The following is a 19,988-nucleotide window of genomic DNA, read 5'->3' on the forward strand; positions in this document are numbered from 1 at the left end:
TGAGGTACACCCGATGTCCGCTTTGCCCGTCGCTCGCGACACCCACATCCTCGATCCCGGTTTCGAGCTCACCCTGCGGCCGATGAAGTACCCGCAGTTCTACGAGATGTACCGCTCGGCCATCCGCAACACGTGGACGGTGGAAGAAGTCGACTTCTCGCTCGATACCAGCGACCTGAAGTCGAAGATGTCGGACGCCGATCGGCACCTGATCCATCGCCTGGTGGCCTTCTTCGCCACGGGCGACACCATCGTGTCGAACAACCTGGTGCTGAACCTGTACCAGCACGTGAATTCGCCCGAGGCGCGCATGTACCTCTCACGCCAGCTGTACGAGGAAGCGCTGCACGTGCAGTTCTACCTCACGCTGCTGGACACGTACATTCCGGAGCCGAACGAGCGCAACAAGGCCTTCGACGCGATCCAGAGCATTCCCTCGATCCGCCAGAAGGGCGAGTTCTGCTTCAAGTGGATCGACTCGATCCAGAACTTGAACCGCCTGGAAACGCGCGAGCATCGCCGCCAGTTCCTGCTCAACCTGATCTGCTTCGCGGCCTGCATCGAGGGACTGTTCTTCTTCGCCGCCTTCGCCTACGTGTACTACCTGCGCTCGCGTGGCCTGCTGCACGGCCTGGCCTCGGGTACCAACTGGGTGTTCCGCGACGAGTCGGGCCACATGGCCTTCGCGTTCGAGGTGGTGCGCACCGTGCGCGAGCAGGAGCCCGACCTCTTCGACGACCAGATGCGCCAGGAAGTGGAAGCCATGCTGGAAGACGCCATTGCCTGCGAGACACAGTTCGCGGCGGATGTGCTCTCCGGCGGCGTGGCCGGCCTGTCCGTCACCGACATGCGCCAGTACCTCGAGTATTGCGCCGACCAGCGCCTGGTCCAGCTCGACATGCCGAAGAAATACGGCGCGAAGAACCCGTTCGACTTCATGGACCTGCAGGACGTCCAGGAACTGACCAACTTCTTCGAGCGCCGCGTGTCGTCGTACCAGGTAGGCGTGCAGGGCGAGGTCGCCTTCGACCAGTCGTTCTGAACCAACGACCGGGGCGGCTCTAAAGCAACGACACGGGTGCGCGTGTAGGAGCGCACGCACGTGCGCGAACCCTCTCCACGGCAAGGGCGACCGATGCCATACCGCACCAGGCGAGCGAGCGTTTCCGTGAGCCTGGTAAGCGAATACCGGATGCACGGAAACGCTCGCTGGTTCAGGCGGTCGGCTTCTTTCGCCTCAGTTAGAGGCTGAGGGTTCGCACACGTGCGTGCGCTCCTGCGCCCCCTCAACGATCCGGTAAGTGCGGCACCCGGGTCGTGTACGTGCGGGCGTCCTGTAAGATGCATGTTGCATTGCAACAGGAGCCGTCCCCCCATGACCGAGATCGACCGTCCCATCGAGGCCCGCGTCCTCGAAATCGTCTTCCCCGACCATACCAACCACCTGGGCACGCTGTTCGGCGGGCAGGCGCTGGCCTGGATGGACAAGGCGGCCTTCCTCGCCGCCTCGCGCTATTCCCGGCAGATCGTGGTCACCGCCCGCTCGGAACAGGTGGATTTCCACGTGCCGGTGCGCAAGGGCCAGATGGTGGAGTTGATCGCCACCGTCGTTTCGGTCGGGCGCACCTCGATGAAGATCGACGTGACCATGTACACCGAGGACCTGATCACGGGCGCGCGCGAACTGTGCACCCGCGGCACGTTCACCATGATCGCGCTGGATGCCGATCACAAGCCGACCCCGGTGGCGCCGCTGCCGATCGCCACCGCCGATCCCTGAAGACACGGAAAGCCGCCAGCACCGCTGGCGGCTTCCTGGGCAGACGTGCAGTTTTCAGTCCAGCTTGTAATCGAACGTCAGGAACACTTCGCGCCCGTTGTACTCGGACGCCGTCTGCCCCGTGGTGACGAACTCGAAGCCGCCGGCGTAGTAGGGAATCGCGCCGACCTTGTTGAAGATATTCGAGACCGTCAGCTTCAGGCGCGTGTCGGGATTGATCTGCACGGCGGCCGAGCCGTTCCAGGTGATCCACACGGGCGTCCTGCCCTTGTAGGTCGTGTCGGCCACGGTGACCTGGTTGCCGTCCTGGGTGACCTGGCACACGCCGGTGGCCAGCTGCTGCCCCCCGTTGGGCACGGTGACCATGCCCGGCTGGATGCCGTTGGGCAGCGTGTCGCACCCGTCGTAGTTCGGCGCGCGCATGCTGCCGGCACGCGTGCCGGAGATCGACACGTTCCATGCGCCCCTGTTCCATTCACCGATCCACGTGACCCGGCTGGCGACGTTCTGGTAACGGGTGTTCTGCAACTCGTCGGAGGCCAGCACGCGCTGTTTGTACGACAGGTTGTCGGTGTAATTGATGCCCGCGCGGAAGTCGCCGTAGCCGTCCGTATGGAACTTGTAATCCATCGACGCGTCGATGCCGCCGACGTAGAGCGAGGCCTCGTTGATCGGGCCGGACTGCACGGTGAGGATCTGCCCGGTGGCATCGCGCTTCACCATCTGCGTGACCATCTGGCAATACGCCGAACCCGCCACGTGCGCCGTATACGGTGAGAGCCCCGACGTGCCGTTGGGCTTGGTGCCGGTCAGGCAGCCGGCCTCGTCGTTGAGCACGGTGCCCTGGTCGAGGTACTGGATGGCGTTGTCCACGCCCATGTGCCAGTAGTCCGCCGACACGGACAGGCCCTGAACGCCCGGCACCTGCCACACGAAACCGTAGGTCCACGAGTGGCCGGTTTGCGGCAGCAGCAGGCGGCTGCCGTTGGTGAACAACGTGTAGTACTGCGAGGTGGGCCGCTGGACCTGGTTGCACCACGTGCTGTTGTTCTGTCCCGCCTTGATGGCGTTTACGCACTGCAGCGGATCGATGTAGTCACCCACCGGCGAGGTGGAGCCGGTCAGGTAGATGGCCTGCATGTCCGGCGCCTTGAAATTGGTGCCGTAGCTGCCGCGCAGCAGGAGCCCGTCGTACGGGCGCCATTCGATACCTGAGCCCCAGGTGCGGGCGACATCGGCGCTGCTGGCGTCGTTGTACTTGTCCAGGCGGCCGGAGAGCGTCCAGGTCACCGAATCCAGCAACGGCACGCGGAACTCCGTGCCCAGCGAATACCGCTGGCGGGTGCCGCCACCGGTGAGGTAGGCGCCGAACGGGTTCTGGAACGTGGCCGGGTCCTGGGCACGCGCATCGGGCGAGAGCTTGAAGGTGTTGTGCGCCGCTTCCAGCACCGCCGCCCAGCCCACCGCCTCGTCCACCCACGGAAACTTGAACAGGTCGCCGTTGAGGCGCAACTGCGCCTGGTCGAGCGACGACGACGAGGTGTTCTCGCCGTTCACCGCGAACTGGCTGTACTGCTGCGGCGTGATGGGATTCCAGAACTGCTGCCAGTTCATCGCGTAGATGGGCAGCCCGTCGGCCGTGGTGCCTTGCTGCTGGCCGAGGAAGAAGCGGCTCATGGCCTGCGCGTTATAGCCGGTGAAGTCTTCGCGCACGATGTACTTCTGGCTATTGAGATTCAGGTCCCAGTTGAACCTGCCGTCGAACACGGTGCCGCGCACGCCGGTCTGCAGGTTCCAGTTCTGCTCGCGGTCGTGCGTGTTCGCCGAGGTGCCGATTTCCTGCGCGGTCAACTGGCGGATGGCCTGGTTGATCACCTGCCCTGTCGTCTGGTCGTAGAACGGTCCGGAGCCGAACACGTTCAACTGCGTATTGGAGATGCCGACGGTTCGGTACAGGGCCGCGGAGCCGTACAGCTGCATGCCGTTGCTGAAATCGTATTCGCCCGACACGTAGCCGTTGTTGCTGCGGCTACCCGGCGTCAGTACCCAGTTCTGGAACAGCGCCGGCTGCGCGCAGTACGAACCGTTGTCCGTCACGCCGGTGATCTGCGTGCCGTTCGTGGACACGGTATGCGACTGGGCCAGGCGCGAGTTGGTGAACTTCTCGCACGTGCCCGCGGGCGGCGCGATGTACTGGCCGTTGCCGTTCATGACGGACAGGGCGACGGACCCGGCAGCGTCGTACTGGTAGCCGAACATGCGCGACGCCGGGCTCCATGAGCCGTAGCCCGCATCGGCGACGGAATCCTGGTACGGCCGATCCATGCCCCACAGGGCCGTGCGGTTCGACTTCTCCAGGTTGTAGACGACGCGCCAGTTTTCGCCCGAACGGCCGCCGAAGAAATTGATGTCGCCGTAGGCGCGTCCGCCCCGCGTGGCGCCACCGCCGGTCACCTGCAGTTCGTCGCCCTTGTAGTTTTTCTTCAGGATCACGTTGACCACCCCCGCCACCGCGTCCGAGCCGTAGATCGACGAGGCACCCGAGGCGAGCACCTCAACATGGTCGATCATGCCGGTGGGGAGGTTGTTGTAGTTCTGGAAGTTGCTTTGCTTGTTCAACGGCTGCGGGTAATCGACGATACGGTGGCCGTCGATCAACAGCAGGCTGAAGCCCGGGCCGAGGCCGCGAAGATTCACCGAGCGCGCATTCACCGAGCTGGAACCCCAGGCCGCGGAGTCGGATATCTGCTGGCCGACCTGCGGCAACGAGTCGAGGAATTCCCACAGCGTGGTGTAGCCCTGCTGCTTGATCTGCTCGCCGGTGATGGTGACCACCGGCGCGGGCCCTTCCACCTCCACGCGGGGAATCATCGAGCCGGTCACCGTGACGGCCTTCAGTTCGACGGCCTTGTCGGACGTATCGGTGGTGCCGGGTGGCGGCGTAGCCGACTGCGCAAAAACGGCTGGCGCCCAAAGCGCGAGCGCGATGGAACTGGCGACGATTCTGCGCCGCAAACCGACTGTGTTCATTCCTTGTTTTCCCCGTGCGAGCGTTTGGTCAGGTGGATACCGACCGGCGCCAACCCCCATGGGCGCGAGACGGTTTATATACGGATTGGTGATTCATATATGCCCGAATAGCCTTATAAGCCGAAATTCCCTCGATGCAAGTTGCGGCGCAGCAAGACGGACCACGGGCTTCGTCGTGGTCGCCAGAACGCTTGACCTCGAGTGCACTCGAAGGCGTAGGCTTTCGGCATGACCACTCCCCTGACCATCGCCGAGGCAGCCCTCGCCACCGGCCTGACCGTGCACACGCTCCGCTACTACGAGCAGATTGGCCTGATCGATCCCGTACCGCGGCGCAGCGGCCAGCGGATCTACGGCGAGAACGAACTGGCCATGCTGCGTTTCGTCGTCCACATGCGCGCCACCGGCATGTCGATGCGGACGCTGCAGGAGTATTCCGAACTGCGCCGCGAAGGCGAGACCCCGGAAAGCATCCGCCGCCGCGGCGACCTGCTCGCCCGCCACGCCGCGTTCCTGCGCGGCGAACTGGTCACCCTGACCGAGACGATCGCGCGGCTGGACATCAAGATCGCCATGTATCGCTCGGCCTATGGCGAATCCGGCGCCGCGTTCCCCGAAGACATTCCCTCCCCCTCCGCAAGGAAACACGCATGAAGACACGCAAGCTTGGCAAACACGGTCCCGACGTTTCGGCCCAGGGCCTGGGCTGCATGGGCATGAGCGAGTTCTACGGCCAGGGCGACGAGAAGGAATCCGTGGCCACCCTGGGGCGTGCGCTGGACCTGGGCATCACCTTCTGGGATACCTCCGACGCCTATGGCCCGCACACCAACGAGGAACTGATCGGCCGCTTCCTCACGGGGCGCCGCGATGACGTGTTCCTGGCGACCAAGTTCGGCATCGTGCGCGACCCGAACGACCCCGCCAAGCGCGGCATCAGCGGCCGGCCTGAGTACGTGCGCGACTCGGTGGAAGGCAGCCTGCGCCGCCTGAACACCGATCACATCGACCTCTACTACCAGCACCGCGTGGACGCCAGCGTCCCCATCGAGGAGACGGTTGGCGCCATGGCGCGGCTGGTCGAGGACGGCAAGGTGCGTTACCTGGGCCTGTCGGAGGCCTCGGCCGAGTCGATCCGCAAGGCTGCCGCCGTGCACCCGATCGCCGCGTTGCAGAGCGAATACTCGCTGTGGACGCGTGACCCGGAAACCACCGGCACCCTGGCCGCCTGCCGTGAGCACGGCATCGCACTGGTGGCCTATAGCCCGCTGGGCCGGGGCTTCCTCACCGGTGCGATCACCCGCCCCGACGACTTCGCCCAGGACGACTACCGGCGCCAGAGTCCGCGGTTCATGGGCGAGAACTTCGACAGGAACCTCGCCATCGTCGAGAAAGTGCGCCGTTTCGCCGCCGACAAGGGCTGCACGCCAGGCCAGCTGGCCCTGGCGTGGGTGCTGGCCAAGGGCGAGGACATCGTGCCGATCCCCGGCACCAAGCGCGTGAAGTACCTCGAGGAAAACGCCGCCGCCGACGCGGTGGTCCTGTCCGCGGACGAGGTGGCCGAGATCGATGCGGTGTTCCCGGCCGACGCAGCGGTGGGCGACCGCTACCAGACCAGCATGATGGCGTTCGTCAACGCCTGAATGGCGGGACAGCCGCTCCGCGGGCCGGCACGGGCCAGGGGCGGCTGTCCTTTATAATGGCGGCCTGTTTCCTGCCGTGGTCGCCATGTCGTCCCCCGAACACTCGCCCCTGGGCAAGTCCACCGTCTACGCCGACCGCTACGACGCCGGCCTGCTCTTTCCCATTCCCCGCCAGGGCAAGCGCGACGAGATCGGCATCGCCGCCGGCGCGTTGCCCTTCCACGGGGTGGATGTATGGAACGGCTACGAGCTGTCCTGGCTGGATACGCGGGGCAAGCCGGTGGTGGCCGTTGCGGAATTTCGCTTCCCGGCAAGCACGCCCCACATCGTCGAGTCCAAGTCGTTCAAGCTGTACCTCAACAGCTTCGCCCAGGAGCGCATGGCCGACGCGCACGCCGTACAGGGCATCCTGCAGCGCGACCTGTCGACGGCGTCCGGTGGCGTGGCCGAGGTGATCCTGCGCGCCCCCGGCGACCTGGACGGCACCGCGCTGGCCGAGCCCGAGGGCACCCTGCTGGATAGCCTGGACATCGACATCGACTGCTATGGCCCGCCGCGCGCGGATTTCCTCGCCACCACCGGCGAGGGCGACGTGGACGAGGTGCTCGTCTCCCACCTGCTGCGTTCCAATTGCCCGGTCACGGGCCAGCCGGACTGGGGCAGCGTGCAGATCGCCTACCGCGGCCCTCGCATCGACCAGGCCGGCCTGCTGCGCTACCTCGTGTCGTTCCGCAATCACACGGAATTCCACGAACAATGCGTCGAGCGCATCTTCATGGACATGACGGCGCGTTGCGGCCCGCACGCCTTGTCCGTGTACGCGCGGTACACCCGCCGCGGCGGCCTGGACATCAACCCCTTCCGCAGCACCGATCGAAACGCCGTGCCCGGCAACCCGCGCGGCGCGCGGCAATAATGAATGCATCATTCATGCATTCTTCATTGGTCTTGCCTTTAGTTGTGTAGCCTGTACTCTGCGGCGGCCATGGGGATCGGCCCCGACGCCGCCTCCGTTCGAACCTGACTCGTCATTCTCGGAATCCATACATGAAGCTTTCCTTCCGTTCGTCCGCCCTCTGCACGGCTACCGTTGCCGGCCTGCTGATCCTCACCGCCTGCGGCAAGAAGGAAGACCAGCAGAACGCTCCGGCCGCTGCCGCCACCGCACCGGCCCCGGCCGCCACCGCGCCGGCAACGGCTCCGGCCGCGTCGACCACCGCCGCTGCCGCTCCGGCCGCCGCGCCCGCCTCCCAGCCGGCCGCCGCCCCGGCCGCTCCCGCCGCCGCCAGCGAATCGCTGAAGGTCGGCACGGTCACCCTGGGTAGCGCCGTCGGCGCCGACAAGAAGGTCGCCAAGGCGAAGACGGCCTTCGCGCCGAACGACAAGACGATCTACGCCTCGGTCGCCACCGAAGGCACCACCGCCGGCGCCACGCTGAACGCCAAGTGGACCTTCCAGGACGGCGAGACCGCCACCACGGTGAGCGACATCAGCCAGTCGATCAGCACCGATGGTCCGGCCGTCACCACGTTCAAGATCCAGAATCCGAACGAGTGGCCGGAAGGCAAGTACAAGGTCACCATCTCGCTCAACGGCCAGGCCGTGGGCAACGAGGCGTTCGAGGTCAAGAAGAAGTAATTCTTCCTTTCCCGAGCACCTTCGAAAAAGAGAGCCGCGCAAGCGGCTCTCTTTTTTCTTGCGTGTACGCCGCGCATAGACGCGGTGAGCCCCCGACTCACCTGTCGCAGACATCGGTTTCAGGAACGCGGTGGTCGAATGGCCCCCGACTCGACGCGGCGATGGACGCCCGGCGGGGCGCCTTATCGAAACCCGCATCCCAGGAGAACCATCATGCTGCATTGGGCCGTCATCTTCTTCGTCGTCGCGATCATCGCCGCGATCTTCGGTTTCACCGGTATCGCCGCGGGCGCTGCCAGCATCGCGAAGATCCTGTTCGTGGTGTTCCTGATCCTGTTCATCCTGTCGCTGCTGTTCGGCGGCCTGCGTCGCGGGCCGCGCATATAAGCCGCGACACATCCAGGCAAGAGGAACGACGCCCCGGCCCCAAACCGGGGCGTCGTTCTTTGTAAGGTCGACAAAGCATCGGTCTTTCCTTCAGAGGCAACCGCTCATGACCCGAATCCTCACGGCACTGCTGACGCTGGTCCTCGCGGGTACCGCCGCCGCCCAGGCGGTAAAGACAACGACCGCGGACACCGATTTCGTGCGGCGCGCCAGCAGCGCCAGCCTCACGCAGATCGCGCTCGGCAAGTTGGCGGCGGAGCAGGCGTCTTCCAAGGACGTGAAAACCTATGCGGCGAGCATGGTTGCCGACCACACCCGGGCCAACGAGGCACTGGCCAGGCTGGCCGGCAGCAAGGGCGTGCAGATCGCCGTCGCCCCGGAACCAGCGCAGCAGCAGGAGATCGACCGGATCAAGGCGCTGGACGGTGCCGCGTTCGACCGTGCCTACTCCGATGCGGTGGTACGCGACCACAAACAGACCACCGGGCTTTACCAGCTGGAAGCCGAAAAGGGCGATGACGTGGAGATCCGCGACTATGCGCGCGCGCAGCTTCCGCTGCTGAAGGAACACGAGAAGTCAGCGGGAAGCTTGCCGCCGTTCTGAGCGAAGATGGTGCGCCTGGAGGGATTCGAACCCCCGACCAATGGCTTCGGAAGCCACTACTCTATCCGGCTGAGCTACAGGCGCTGATGCTGCGGTCGGGCATTGTAGCGGGAATCGCCGGAGTGGCCTAGCCTGGCGATGCGGCCCGCGCTGCCAGCGGTTCGCTGCCGCCGGCAGCAGCCCGCACGCCTTCCCGATACCGACGGCTGCACGGCAACACGGTGCCGTCGGCCATGTGCAACCGGGCTTCGCCGGCCTCCAGCGGTTCGATCGAGGTCACCTGCCCCAACTGCACGACATAGCTGCGGTGCGCGCGGATGAACACGGCCGGATCCAGCTTCGCCTCCAGCGCAGCCAGCGTGGACCGCAGCGGGTAGTCGCGACCGCGCACGCGCAGGTTGACGTAATTGCCCGATGCCTGCGCCCACTCGATATCCGCCGTGGCAACCAGGAAGTCGCGGCCCAGCTTGCGGACCAGGAAACGCTCCGGCCGGTCCACCGGCTCCACCGCCGGCCCTTCGTCGGGGGCATCCAGCAGGCTGGCCTCGCCCTTGAGGTGCCGGCCGAACCACTCCACCAGGTGACATACCGCCACGATCAGGAAGAACGTGCGCACATCCTTGAGGTATTCGTAGATCGCCTGTGTCCACAAGGAGCCCGGGCTGTAGTCCGCCCCGCCCAGGGCATACCCGAGCCAGCGCAGCAGGTCCATGCCGGTGATGTGCCCCGCACACCACACGAAGCTCCCCGCCACATACAGCGGCAGGTAGCGGCGCCAGGTGTCGGCGTGCAGGGGCCAGCGATCGCAAGCACGCAGCAGCAGGGGCAGCATGGCCAGCGAGACGAGCATGCTGCTGAACTCGTTGACCGCGATCTGCCAGGTGACAACGGGGACGCCGTAGCGTTCCGCGTCGATCCGGCCGGTCAGGAGATTGCCAACAGCGCCGCTGCCGAACGCCAGCAGCCAGAAGGCGGTCATGAAGGCGCGACGGCGGCGGTGAGCGAGGTCGAGTGCCTGGCCGGGCGGTGAGGGGCCTGTATCCATCGGACGGATGATAGCGTCCGCGAAGGCCGAAGGAGCTCGCCAGGGACGGTCCGTTCGTCCCCCGGGGCCCACCGTTCGTCCCTCATCGCCCCTGCTACGACCCATCATGCTGGCCCCGCGGTGCCCCGCGCCCCAATCTGGCTGCACATCGCCACGGACGCCATGCCATGACCACCCGCCGCCACGACATCGACGCCCTGCGCGTCATCGCCTTCGGGCTCCTGATCCTCTATCACACCGGCATGGCCTACGTGGCCGACTGGGGTTTCCACATCAAGAGCGCCCACACCGCCGAGTGGCTGCAGTGGCCGATGATCTTCATGAATCGCTGGCGGATGTGCCTGCTGTTCATGATCTCGGGCATGGCCATTGCGCTGGCCGCACCGGACGGCCGCCTGTGGCGCTTCGCCCGCGACCGCAGCTGGCGGCTGATGCTGCCGCTTCTGTTTGGCATGTTCGTCGTCGTGCCCATCCAGCCGTATTGCGAGGGCGTGGCCAGCGGCCACCTGACCCCGGGCTTCGGCAGCTTCCTGCTCAGCTACTGGCATGTGCATCCCTGGCCGCGCGACAGCTTCACCGGCTGGCAGTACGGCATTACCTGGAACCACCTGTGGTACCTGCCCTACCTGTGGGCCTACACGCTGCTGCTGACGGTGGCCATGCCCCTCCTCGGTCATCCCGGCGTCCGCCGCTCAGTGGCCGCGTACTGTGCAGCCCGCCCGGTGGTCGTACTGGGCGCACCGGCAGCGGTGCTGCTCGCCTTCCTGCTCTGGTTGTCGCCGCACTTCCCGGATACCAATGCCTTCTTCGGCGACTGGTACCAGCACGCCAAGTACGGCTCGGTGTTCCTGGCCGGCTACCTGCTCGGCCGCGAGCCGACCTTCTGGACCCGCGTGGTGTCGATGCGCCGGACGACGACCGTCGTGGCGCTGACCTCCATCGGGATCTACATGGCCATGCGCCTCGCCGGGCAAGTCGCCAGCGCCGATTCGTGGGTCTACCGCGTACCCGACCTGTGCTGGCACCTGGTGTCGGAGGGCTCGCAAAGCCTGTACCTGTGGACGGCGCTGCTGGCGATCATGGGGTGGGGCAAAGTGCTGCTGGACCGCCCGTTCCGCTGGCTGCCCTACGCCACCGAAGCGGTGTACCCGTGGTACATGCTGCACCAGAGCTTCATCGTCTTGCTGGTGTTCGTGCTGAAGCCGATGGATCTGGGCGCCTGGCTAGAACCGATACTGGTGATCGGCGGCACGGTGGTGGGCTGCGCGCTGCTGCACGAGTTGGTGATCCGTCGTGCAGCGTTCATCCGACCGTTGTTTGGATTGAAGAAGCCGCCCCGGCCGACGTTATCCTGGAACGTCGTGCGGCATCATTTTCGATAGCGCACGGGTTGCATTTCCTTACCGGCTTTCTCGTTGTACTGGTCGGTTTCCTGAAGACTGAATCCCTGCTGTTGTGTGGGACCGAGCAGCGTCATCACCGTCTTCATCGTAGACGCTTTGAATTCGACGCGGACCCAGCAGGCTCCATTCTGCACGATGCCTTCGCCGTCAACATACGTGCGCTCGAACAGGCCGTCGATGGACCGCGTATGCGTCTCGGACCCCGCACGTGCCCAGGCGTCCCACTCAACGCCCAGGATTTTGTACCATGCCGGTGAAGGATCACCTGCAAAGGTATCGAAGCGCCATAACTGCTGCCATTCAAATGTGGCGAATTCGCCGAAATGCCGCTTGCCGTCGCGTAGCGCATCGTCCATGGCAGAAGTGACAACACCCATCGAGGTGTTCCTCGCATTCGCGCGGAATAGCGGATGACTCGCCCAGCCCATGGCCTCGGACCGATCCTGGGCGCGCGTTCGCGCAAAGTGAACCTGCCAACGATACAGCGGCCGATAGGCTTCGACACGCTCGGAAACGAATTTAAGCGTCTCCTCTTCCGGTTTATAAACGGGAAGCTCGATACCTCTCGGATCGTCGGAGCACCATTCATTTCTATCGCGGTCGATTTGACTTGCCAATGCGAAGAACGTATCGAAAGCACTGTCAAACATAATGCTCAGTGCTTCCGGCGATTCTTCGGCACGAGCAGGAATGCTCGCGCATGCAGCGATAACTTCTGGCTCCTCGTCGAAACCCATCAATTCACTGTAGTATCGCGCCGCCTCAAGGCATTCGGCACGCAGCTCGTCGTAAGCCTTCGACAGCTTGGCGAGCTGATCTGCTAGATCCTTATTCGACATATCCGTGATCTCATTTTCTTCCCTTGAAGAAAGATATAGCACCGCCAGCCAACGAAAGCTCGGACGAATCTGGATTTTCCACAAGCCGTTGCGGCATGCGCCTCCCTAAAGCACTGATCATCGAAGAAATAGACTCCTTGTCCCGCCTTAGGCAAAAGAATGTCGCGCACATCGTGCGCTCCTACGCCTAAGGGGTTCGTAATCGTGTGTGACGGCCAAAGGGGTGAGGAATCGTGGGTGGTCGCCGAAGGGGTGCGGATTCATGGGCCGCGAAGGAGAAGGGCCCCTTGCGGGGCCCTTCGGTGGTTCACTTGGTCTTGTAGAGTTCGCCCAGCCAGTCGGGCTTGCTCTTGTCGCGCTCCAGGTGCGGATACATCAGGCCACCGTGGTAGTCGATCTTGATCGTCTTGTATGTGTCGAAGTTCTTCACCAGCAGCTCGATCGGGGCGGACGTACCCTTGGCGGCGGTAACGGCATCCTTCAGCGCATCGCCGTCGAATTCCTTGTCGTTGACGGCCACGATGTGCATGCCCGGCGACAGGCCGGCATTGAACGCGGGACCGTCCCAGCGCACGTCGGAGATATCGCCCTTGGACGACACGGCGAAGCCGGCCGAGTAGGTCATGTCGGTGAAATGGCGACGCGACTCGTACGCCTTGACCGCTTCGGAGGGCTTGTCGTTGTAGACCAGCTTCCAGCCGCCGCGCTCGATGCCTTCCAGGTCGTTGCGGTTGCCGTCGATGCGCTCGTGCAGGTAGCTGGCCCAGTCCATCGGCGCGATGCCGTTGAGGGTGGAGACCACATCCTCGAAGGTGTACGGGTTGACCTTCCAGTCGCCGTCCTTCATGCCGAAGAACGCCTTGGCGAAATCGTCGAGGTTGCGCTTGTTCTTGGTCAGCTCACGCAGCTTGGTGTCCACGTCCAGCCACACCATCTGGCCACCCGAGTAATAGTCTTCGCTCATCTGGTAGTTGCGGTACGAGAGCGGACGACGCTGGGCGATGGTCGGATCGTTGGTGGTGTCGCCGATGCTGCGCCAGGACAGGCCCGGACGGTTCTTGTCGTAGGTGGCCGCGACCATGGCGAGCAGGTCGCGCGCCTGGTCCTGCGAGACCAGGCCGGAACGGGCGGCCACGACATTGCCCCAGAACTGGGTCTGGCCTTCATAGACCCACAGCAGGCTGTCGCCCATGGGCACGTTGAAGCTGGCGGTGGACAGATCGGCACCGCGACGGTACTTGCCGTCCCACGAGTGGTTGTACTCGTGCGAAAGCAGGTCGCGGCCAAGCCAGCTCTTGTCCCACTCGGTGAAGTAGTTGGGATCGGCGCTGTTCTCGGAGGAGCGGTGATGTTCCAGGCCGATGCCGCCCAGCTTGTCGCTCAGCGCCAGAAGGAAGTCGTAGTGGTTGTAGTGGCGCGCGCCGTACAGCTTGTCCATCTGCTGGACGAGCTTGCGGTGCGCCTCGAGCCCCTGGGGCGTGATTTCCAGCGCCTTGGCGCTGTCGGCCACGATGTTCAGGTGCACCGGCGAGCGACCGTTGGGATCCAGGTCCACGCGCTTGAAGTAGCGGCCCGCGAACACCGGCGAATCGACCAGGTCGTCGTAGTCGATCGTCTTGAAGGTGACCGTGTCGCCGCTCTTGCTCGCCTGCTCCAGTGCGGAACCGTACTGGAAGCCGGCGGGGAGCTTCACCGAGGCATCGACCGGGATGCGATCCGCGCGATAGCCCGCCGGATACAGCGACACCTGGTTCCACTGCACGTTGACGATGTCGGGGGTCATGACGATCCGACCCTGGCGCGTGTCCTGCGGGGTGAGCGTCTGGAACTCGACATCCACCGACGACGCACCGGCCGGCACATCCACGCGGAACGCGTAGACGTTGAATTCGTCGCGCTTCCACGCCAGGCGCTTGCCGCCGGCGGTGACGACGAGACCGGCGAACTGGTCGATCGGGCCCGTGGGCGAGTGATGGCCCGGGATCCACTCGGGGAACAGCAGGGTCAGCGGACCGGCCTTGGCCGGAATCGATTCCTTGACCCGGAAGATACGGTGGTCGGTGTCGGTGGCGTCGACGACAAGCTTGAGCGTGCCGTCGAACGCAACGTCGGCCGGCGGCGGCACATCGTCTGCGCGGACGGCGGTGGCGCCGACGCTGGCCAGGGCGGCCAGCAGCGCGGAGGCGAGGATCGTGGATTTCAATGCATTCTCCCGTGGAGCGTGTGGGTCGCCCTGCCATCCCTGCGAGCGGGTCGGCGCGGTCCCCTGGGGTCCGCGCAAGCCCTCGATGCTAAACGGCATCCCCGGGAGCGCCCTATGCCAGAGGTCACGGTTGCCGGGCGGGAATCTTCAGCCCACGCTCCACGCCGGGACGGGACATGCCCCGTTCCAGCCAGTCGGCGACGTTGGCGAAGTCGTCGAAACCGACCAGCTCACGGGCGCCGTAGAAGGTCAGCAGCGTGTTCACCCAGCCGAGCGTGGCGATATCGGCGATGGTGTATTCGTCGCCGACGATCCATGCCTTGCCGTCGAGCTGGCGATCGAGCACGCCGAGCAGGCGCTTCGCTTCGGCGACATAGCGCTCCAGCGGGCGCTTGTCCTCGTACTCGCGGCCGGCGAACTTATGGAAGAAGCCCACCTGGCCGAACATCGGGCCGATGCCGCCCATCTGGAAGAACAACCACTGGATCGTCTCCCAGCGCTTCGCAGGATCCTGCGGCAGGAAGCGGCCGGTCTTCTCCGCGAGGTAAAGCAGCATGGCGCCGGACTCGGACAGGGCCAGCGGCCTGCCGCCGGGGCCGTCCGGGTCGATCATGGCGGGGATCTTGCCGTTCGGGTTGAGCGACTCGAACTCGGGCAGCTTGCTCTCGTTCTTCATGATGTCGACGAGATGCACTTCGTACGGCAGGCCCAGCTCCTCCAGCATGATCGACACCTTGACGCCGTTGGGCGTGGGCAGCGAATACAGCTGGATGCGGTCGGGATGCTGCGCCGGCCAACGGGTGGTGATCGGAAACGCGGACAGATCGGACATGGGGCTTCCTCCAGGCGGGATGCCCTGAAGGTAGGGGGTGGCGACAGCCGATTTCAATGCCGGCCGCGCCACCCCCTGTCGATCAGAACGTGTAGCGGGCCGTCAGTTGCAGCGACCAGCGCGACTGCGCGCGATCGTCCTCGCGGACGAAGGCGCCGGGGTTGTAATTACCCCTGGCATCGACCGGCAGCGCGTAGACGTACTTGCCGCTCACCGGATCGACACCCGCGAAATTGGCCAGGCTGCGGTTGTACGGGTAGGCGATGTCACGCACCTGGCCCCAACGCTTGTTGATCATGTTGGTGAGATTGAACACGTCCAGCCGCAGCTCGCCCTTGTTGCCCTTGAACAGGCCCGGGATCTCCTGCCGGATGGCCAGGTCCACCTCGTTGACCCACGGCGAATGCGCGCCGTTGCGCTCGGCCACGCTGCCCTCGCGTCCCTTCAGGTAGCTGTTGTTGCCCATGTACGCATAGAACTGGTCGATCGTGGCCTGGCGGGTGCCGGCCTGGAACAGCACGTCGCCGGGCTTGGGAATGTAGGCCAGGCCCAGCGGCGCCGACGTGCCCGTGGCGGCGATGCCGCTGACGTCGTTGCCGAACACCCAGCTGTACGGCTGCCCGGTGTGTCCGTCATAGAACGCCGAGACGGAGGTGGTGTAATCGCCGAAGAAGCGATGCTGCCAGCTCAGCGACGCGATGATGCGGCGGCTGACCTCGAAGTTACTGTGGCCCGTGGCGTCGGCGTTGGGGTTGAACACGGCGTCGTTGGCCCAGGTGCTGGCCGCCACTTTCTCGTTACCCGAACTGACGTCCTTCGAACTGCCGAAGACGAAGCCCACCGAACCCGACCAGTCGGAGTCGGCGGTGAACGGCTTGGACAACTGCAGTGTGCCGTAGCTGGCCTGGCCCTTGCTGGTGTTGCTGAGGTAGATGACGTTGCCGAAGCGCGGATCGCGGTTGGCGCGCGGCGCCGCACACACGCCGTTGGCGGTGGCACAGATGTTCTGGCCGCTCGCCGTCTTGCCGACGCTGCGGAACGCACGCGGGTCGGTGGTGGTCCAGTAGCTGGCGCGCCCATCCGGAAGCTGGCCGGTCACGGCACCGAGGTTCAGGTCCTGGAAGCGCACCGCATCCTTGGTTTCCAGGTGCTCGACCTCAGCCGTCAACACCAGGTTGGACCAGGGCAACTGGTGGTCGAAGCCCAGGCTGGCCTTCCACACCGTGGGCATCCTGAAGCCGCCATCGGTGACATCCACCTCCGGTGAGCCGCCACGGCGCGCACCAGCGGGAATCAGCGGGTTGTTGGGGTCGGCGGTGAAGCCCGTACCGTTGGACGCCGAGTAACTGGTCAGCGAGCGGCCGTTGTTGGTGTACGGATTGGACAGCCACACGCCCGGCGGTGCGCCTTCCGAGAGGCCGATGCCGCCGCGAAGCTGCGTGGCCCGCTCGGTATCGAAGGCGTAGTTGAACGACGCGCGCGGCTCGAGCACGCCATTGCCGTCGATGGTCGCGTTGTTGGGATAGCCCGGATACGCCGCGTTGAACGTGGGGTTGGCCAGCGGCGCGCTGCTGACCTTGGGCAGGTCGTAGCGCAGGCCGTACTGCAGCGACAGGTTACCGAGCTGCCAGGTGTCCTGGGCGAAGAAACCCCACTGCGTGAGATCCCACTTCGCGGCGATACTGTCGAGGTTGCCGTCGGTGGGACGGTAGACCGAGTAGCTGAAGTAGTTGCGGTTGGCGAACGCGTCGATGCTGGGGAACACGTAAGCACCGAACTCGGTACGACCGAACAGGTTGTAGAACTCGTCGCGCTGGTAATCCACGCCGGCCTTCACCGAATGATCGCCGACGTTCCACGTGCCGGCGAAGAAGCCGTTGTACGAGCGGATACCGAGGATGTTGTAGTGGCGGAATTCCTCTTCGCCCAGGTTGACGAACGGGCCCGTGATCGTGCTGCCGGTGACCACACCGTTGGTGTACACCTTCACCTGCGGTTGCTGCGTCTGCACCGAGGGCGTGGCGTCGTACTTGGAATACGAGAACGACGCCTCGGTGGAGAACGAGTCGGTCCAGTCGTCGTACCCGTTGAGCACCCACTGCGAGTTCTCGCGGTGCTTGTCGAACCAGTAGCTCGACAGACTGAGGCTGGGCGAGGTGGACGACGTGCTGTAGCCGTTGAGGTTGGGCTGTTCGCTCTTGGTCTTGTCGTAGCGCAGGCTGACGCGGTGGCCGTCGGCGATGTTCCAGTCCAGCTTGAACAGGCCGCGCTTCTCCTGCTGGTCCGCGCCGGCGGCGGTGGTGCTGCCGGGGGTCATGCCCAGGCCCGACGCGATGCTGGTGATGCGATCCAGGTCGGCCTGGCTGATCGGGATGATGTTGCCCTTGCCCGAGCCGATGGCACCGAAGTCGGGGGCCGGCGCCACGGTCTTCGATTTTTCCAGGCTGACGAAGAAGAACAGCTTGTCCTTGACGATCGGGCCGCTGAAGGTCGCGCCGCCCGTCCACTGGCGGGTGTAACCCTTGAACGCGTTGCCTGCGCGATCATCGCCCACCATGTCGGAGGCGTTGCGATAGACGTAGTACGTGGAACCGTGGAAGTCGTTGGTGCCGCTCTTGGTAACGATGTTGATATTGGCGCCGACCGCGCGCTTGTTGGCCACATCGTAGTTGGCGGTCGAGATGTTGTACGCCTCGATGGCATCCAGCGACACCGGCTGGTTCAGCGCGGGCAGGCCGTTGTCTTCCAGCCCGAACGAGTCGTTGGTGGGCACGGAGTCGATCGTGATGTTGTTGTAGCGGCTGTTCTGGCCCAGCGCCGAGATCTCGCCCTTGCTCTTGTTGGTGATGGTGATCGCGGGATTGAGGCGGGCGATGTCCTGGATGGACCGGTTCGGCACCGGCAGCATCTTCAGCTGCTGCTGCGACACCTGCGTGCCCATGCCCTTGTTGTCCGGCTGGAAGATCTGCGCCATGGCCACGTCGGAGGCGTTGGCATGCACCTGCACGCCTTCCATCTGCGTGGCGGCGGCACCGGTCGATGCGGCCACCGCCAGGTCCAGGCTGGTGTCCTGCGCCAGCTGCAGGAACACCCCGTCACGTTCTGCCGAGCCCGCCGCAGTGGTAGCGGTGACATCGAACGGACCACCGACGCGCAGGCCCTGCGCCTTGTAACGGCCGTCCGCATCGGTGGTGACCACGCGCGTGGTGCCCGAGGGCACGTGCACGATCTGCACCGTGACGCCCGCGGCGGGTGCGCCGTCGGCGGTCAGTACCCTGCCACTCATGGACGACGACGTGTTCTGCGCGTGCGCCGTGCTGGCCGCGAGCAGCGAAGCGATGGCGACGCACAGCCAGCGCCGTGCGATAGGTCCCTGCATGTCTTTCCCCTTGATCTGGCATCAATGCCGTGTTCCGGTCCCGGAACGGACTGCGCACCTTAGCGAGCGAGCATGACGGAAAAACGACAGGGGAACTGTGCGCTGGCGAGCAGTCCGGACCGCTGCGATGCGTCGATCGCGAGCGTTTCGTGGGAGCCAGACCGACCCGCGGCGTAAGTCATCTCCTGCAACGGATCAGGTGGACGCCAAGGCGTCATGCAGGCGTTCTCCCGCGACAGATCGTTCGCGCCTTGCAAGTGCCCGCCACCACATGATTTCCCTTGCCGTGCAGTCGCACGGCAGGCCCGCCCCGCCACGCCGCAAGCCGTGCAAGGCACACGCGATTGCCTAGACTTTCTACCGCCGGAGACGACCGCTCCGGCGCTTAACCCGCAGTCAAAAAAGGATGTTCCATGCAAAAGGCCTTGCTCAAGGCGGCCACGGCCGCTTCGTTTCTTTTCGCCTCGACGGCCGCCGTGGCCGTCGCACCCTCCCCATCGACGTCCTCCGGCCCCTTCCTCGAACTCGGCGCAGGCAAGGCCGTTTATGGCTTATCAGCGCGCGCATACGACGGCAAGTCGGCCATGTCGTATTCACTCACGGGGGGCTATCGCTGGCCGATCAGCGACAACACCGCGGCGGGCGTGGAATTCGGCTACGTGGACCTCGGCACCGTACGCCATCGCAAGCGCGGCACGTTCGTCTACGCTCCCGGCAAACCACAGGCCTACACCCACCGCAGCTCTCTCGAAGGCCATGCGTGGACACTGGGCGGCACTATCCGATGGCAATGGACGCCGGAGTGGTCGCTTACCGGCCGCGCGGGCCTGGCGCGCACCGATACGGTGTATCGATCGCAGATCCTCGCCAGTCAGGGTAGCAGCCGGTACTGGAGCCATACCTCGCGTGGCTCGCTCTACCTCGGGGTGGGCGTCGGCTACGCCATCAGCCCGCATATCAACGTATCGGTGAACGTCACGCACTACGCGCTGACCGGACTGGGCCTGGCGCCTCGGACTAGCGACATCGGCGTCAACACCTACGGAACCGCCGCTTCCCTGAGCTTATGACCGGCGCCCCGACCGACCCGAGATGCCAGAGAATTCCTGGGAATGCACGGCGATTCCTAGGAATTCTCCTCGTAAATAAATGGCGAAGCGGACGTCTAAACCTCTATACATCGGCTTGTTTTTTCCGTATAACCG

General features: G+C 64.9%; 16 protein-coding genes and 1 tRNA gene. 10 read left to right on the forward strand and 7 right to left on the reverse strand.

Going from position 1 to position 19,988, the window contains the following annotated elements; translation table 11 throughout:
• Positions 1–13 precede the first annotated feature (13 nt).
• Both AB8808_RS19470 and AB8808_RS19475 read left to right on the forward strand, forming a co-directional pair.
• Complete coding sequence (locus tag AB8808_RS19470) at positions 14–1,042, forward strand: ribonucleotide-diphosphate reductase subunit beta (RefSeq protein WP_369931164.1); 1,029 nt, start codon at positions 14–16, stop codon at positions 1,040–1,042.
• Positions 1,043–1,375: 333 nt separating this feature from the next.
• Positions 1,376–1,780 (forward strand): acyl-CoA thioesterase, encoded by a 405-nt coding sequence (locus AB8808_RS19475; RefSeq protein ID WP_369931165.1) that lies wholly within the window; start codon positions 1,376–1,378, stop codon positions 1,778–1,780.
• A 54-nt stretch (positions 1,781–1,834) separates the two neighbouring features.
• Here the strand turns inward: AB8808_RS19475 and AB8808_RS19480 are convergent, their stop codons facing one another.
• A complete protein-coding gene (locus AB8808_RS19480; protein ID WP_369931166.1) occupies positions 1,835–4,810 on the reverse strand; it encodes a TonB-dependent receptor plug domain-containing protein in 2,976 nt (991 codons plus the stop codon).
• Positions 4,811–5,038: 228 nt separating this feature from the next.
• Here AB8808_RS19480 and AB8808_RS19485 point away from each other — a divergent pair, with 228 nt between their 5' ends.
• From AB8808_RS19485 to AB8808_RS19510, 6 genes are all read left to right on the forward strand, one after another.
• Positions 5,039–5,464: a MerR family transcriptional regulator gene (locus tag AB8808_RS19485; protein WP_369931167.1), complete on the forward strand. Its 426-nt coding sequence runs from the start codon at positions 5,039–5,041 to the stop codon at positions 5,462–5,464.
• Positions 5,461–6,453 (forward strand): aldo/keto reductase, encoded by a 993-nt coding sequence (locus tag AB8808_RS19490; RefSeq protein ID WP_369931168.1) that lies wholly within the window; start codon positions 5,461–5,463, stop codon positions 6,451–6,453. Before AB8808_RS19485 ends, AB8808_RS19490 begins: the two co-directional genes overlap by 4 nt.
• 85 nt (positions 6,454–6,538) lie before the next feature.
• A complete protein-coding gene (gene queF, locus AB8808_RS19495; protein WP_369931169.1) occupies positions 6,539–7,369 on the forward strand; it encodes an NADPH-dependent 7-cyano-7-deazaguanine reductase QueF in 831 nt (276 codons plus the stop codon).
• A gap of 131 nt (positions 7,370–7,500) precedes the next feature.
• Entirely contained in the window at positions 7,501–8,091 is a 591-nt protein-coding gene (locus tag AB8808_RS19500) for a hypothetical protein (RefSeq protein WP_369931170.1), read from the forward strand.
• Between the two features lie 213 nt (positions 8,092–8,304).
• Positions 8,305–8,478 (forward strand): DUF1328 domain-containing protein, encoded by a 174-nt coding sequence (locus tag AB8808_RS19505; RefSeq protein ID WP_036139180.1) that lies wholly within the window; start codon positions 8,305–8,307, stop codon positions 8,476–8,478.
• Between the two features lie 106 nt (positions 8,479–8,584).
• Positions 8,585–9,082: a DUF4142 domain-containing protein gene (locus AB8808_RS19510; protein ID WP_369931171.1), complete on the forward strand. Its 498-nt coding sequence runs from the start codon at positions 8,585–8,587 to the stop codon at positions 9,080–9,082.
• 7 nt (positions 9,083–9,089) lie between these two features.
• Here the strand turns inward: AB8808_RS19510 and AB8808_RS19515 are convergent.
• Together AB8808_RS19515 and AB8808_RS19520 are read right to left on the reverse strand one after the other, a co-directional pair.
• Positions 9,090–9,166: transfer RNA gene (locus tag AB8808_RS19515), tRNA-Arg, on the reverse strand.
• A 43-nt stretch (positions 9,167–9,209) separates the two neighbouring features.
• On the reverse strand, positions 9,210–10,127 hold the full coding sequence (locus AB8808_RS19520; protein ID WP_369931172.1) for a LytTR family DNA-binding domain-containing protein: 918 nt from the start codon (positions 10,125–10,127) through the stop codon (positions 9,210–9,212).
• Positions 10,128–10,294: 167 nt separating this feature from the next.
• Here AB8808_RS19520 and AB8808_RS19525 point away from each other — a divergent pair, with 167 nt between their 5' ends.
• Positions 10,295–11,509: an acyltransferase family protein gene (locus AB8808_RS19525; protein ID WP_369931173.1), complete on the forward strand. Its 1,215-nt coding sequence runs from the start codon at positions 10,295–10,297 to the stop codon at positions 11,507–11,509.
• On the opposite strand, the gene AB8808_RS19530 is transcribed toward AB8808_RS19525, so the two are convergent.
• The 4 genes from AB8808_RS19530 to AB8808_RS19545 all read right to left on the reverse strand — a co-directional run bounded on the left by AB8808_RS19530 (position 11,497) and on the right by AB8808_RS19545 (position 18,783).
• Positions 11,497–12,453: a hypothetical protein gene (locus AB8808_RS19530; protein WP_369931174.1), complete on the reverse strand. Its 957-nt coding sequence runs from the start codon at positions 12,451–12,453 to the stop codon at positions 11,497–11,499. The two genes, AB8808_RS19525 and AB8808_RS19530, sit on opposite strands and share 13 nt — an antisense overlap.
• 223 nt (positions 12,454–12,676) lie before the next feature.
• Positions 12,677–14,572: a M61 family metallopeptidase gene (locus tag AB8808_RS19535; protein ID WP_369931175.1), complete on the reverse strand. Its 1,896-nt coding sequence runs from the start codon at positions 14,570–14,572 to the stop codon at positions 12,677–12,679.
• Between the two features lie 124 nt (positions 14,573–14,696).
• Positions 14,697–15,404: a glutathione S-transferase N-terminal domain-containing protein gene (locus AB8808_RS19540; RefSeq protein WP_369931176.1), complete on the reverse strand. Its 708-nt coding sequence runs from the start codon at positions 15,402–15,404 to the stop codon at positions 14,697–14,699.
• A gap of 82 nt (positions 15,405–15,486) precedes the next feature.
• Positions 15,487–18,783, reverse strand: coding sequence for a TonB-dependent receptor (locus AB8808_RS19545; RefSeq protein WP_369931177.1), 3,297 nt, complete (start codon positions 18,781–18,783; stop codon positions 15,487–15,489).
• Between the two features lie 413 nt (positions 18,784–19,196).
• Here AB8808_RS19545 and AB8808_RS19550 point away from each other — a divergent pair, with 413 nt between their 5' ends.
• A complete protein-coding gene (locus AB8808_RS19550; protein ID WP_369931178.1) occupies positions 19,197–19,853 on the forward strand; it encodes an outer membrane beta-barrel protein in 657 nt (218 codons plus the stop codon).
• Positions 19,854–19,988 lie beyond the last annotated feature (135 nt).

It is taken from the genome of Xanthomonas sp. NCPPB 2632 (assembly GCF_041228075.2).
Classification (GTDB): domain Bacteria; phylum Pseudomonadota; class Gammaproteobacteria; order Xanthomonadales; family Rhodanobacteraceae; genus Luteibacter.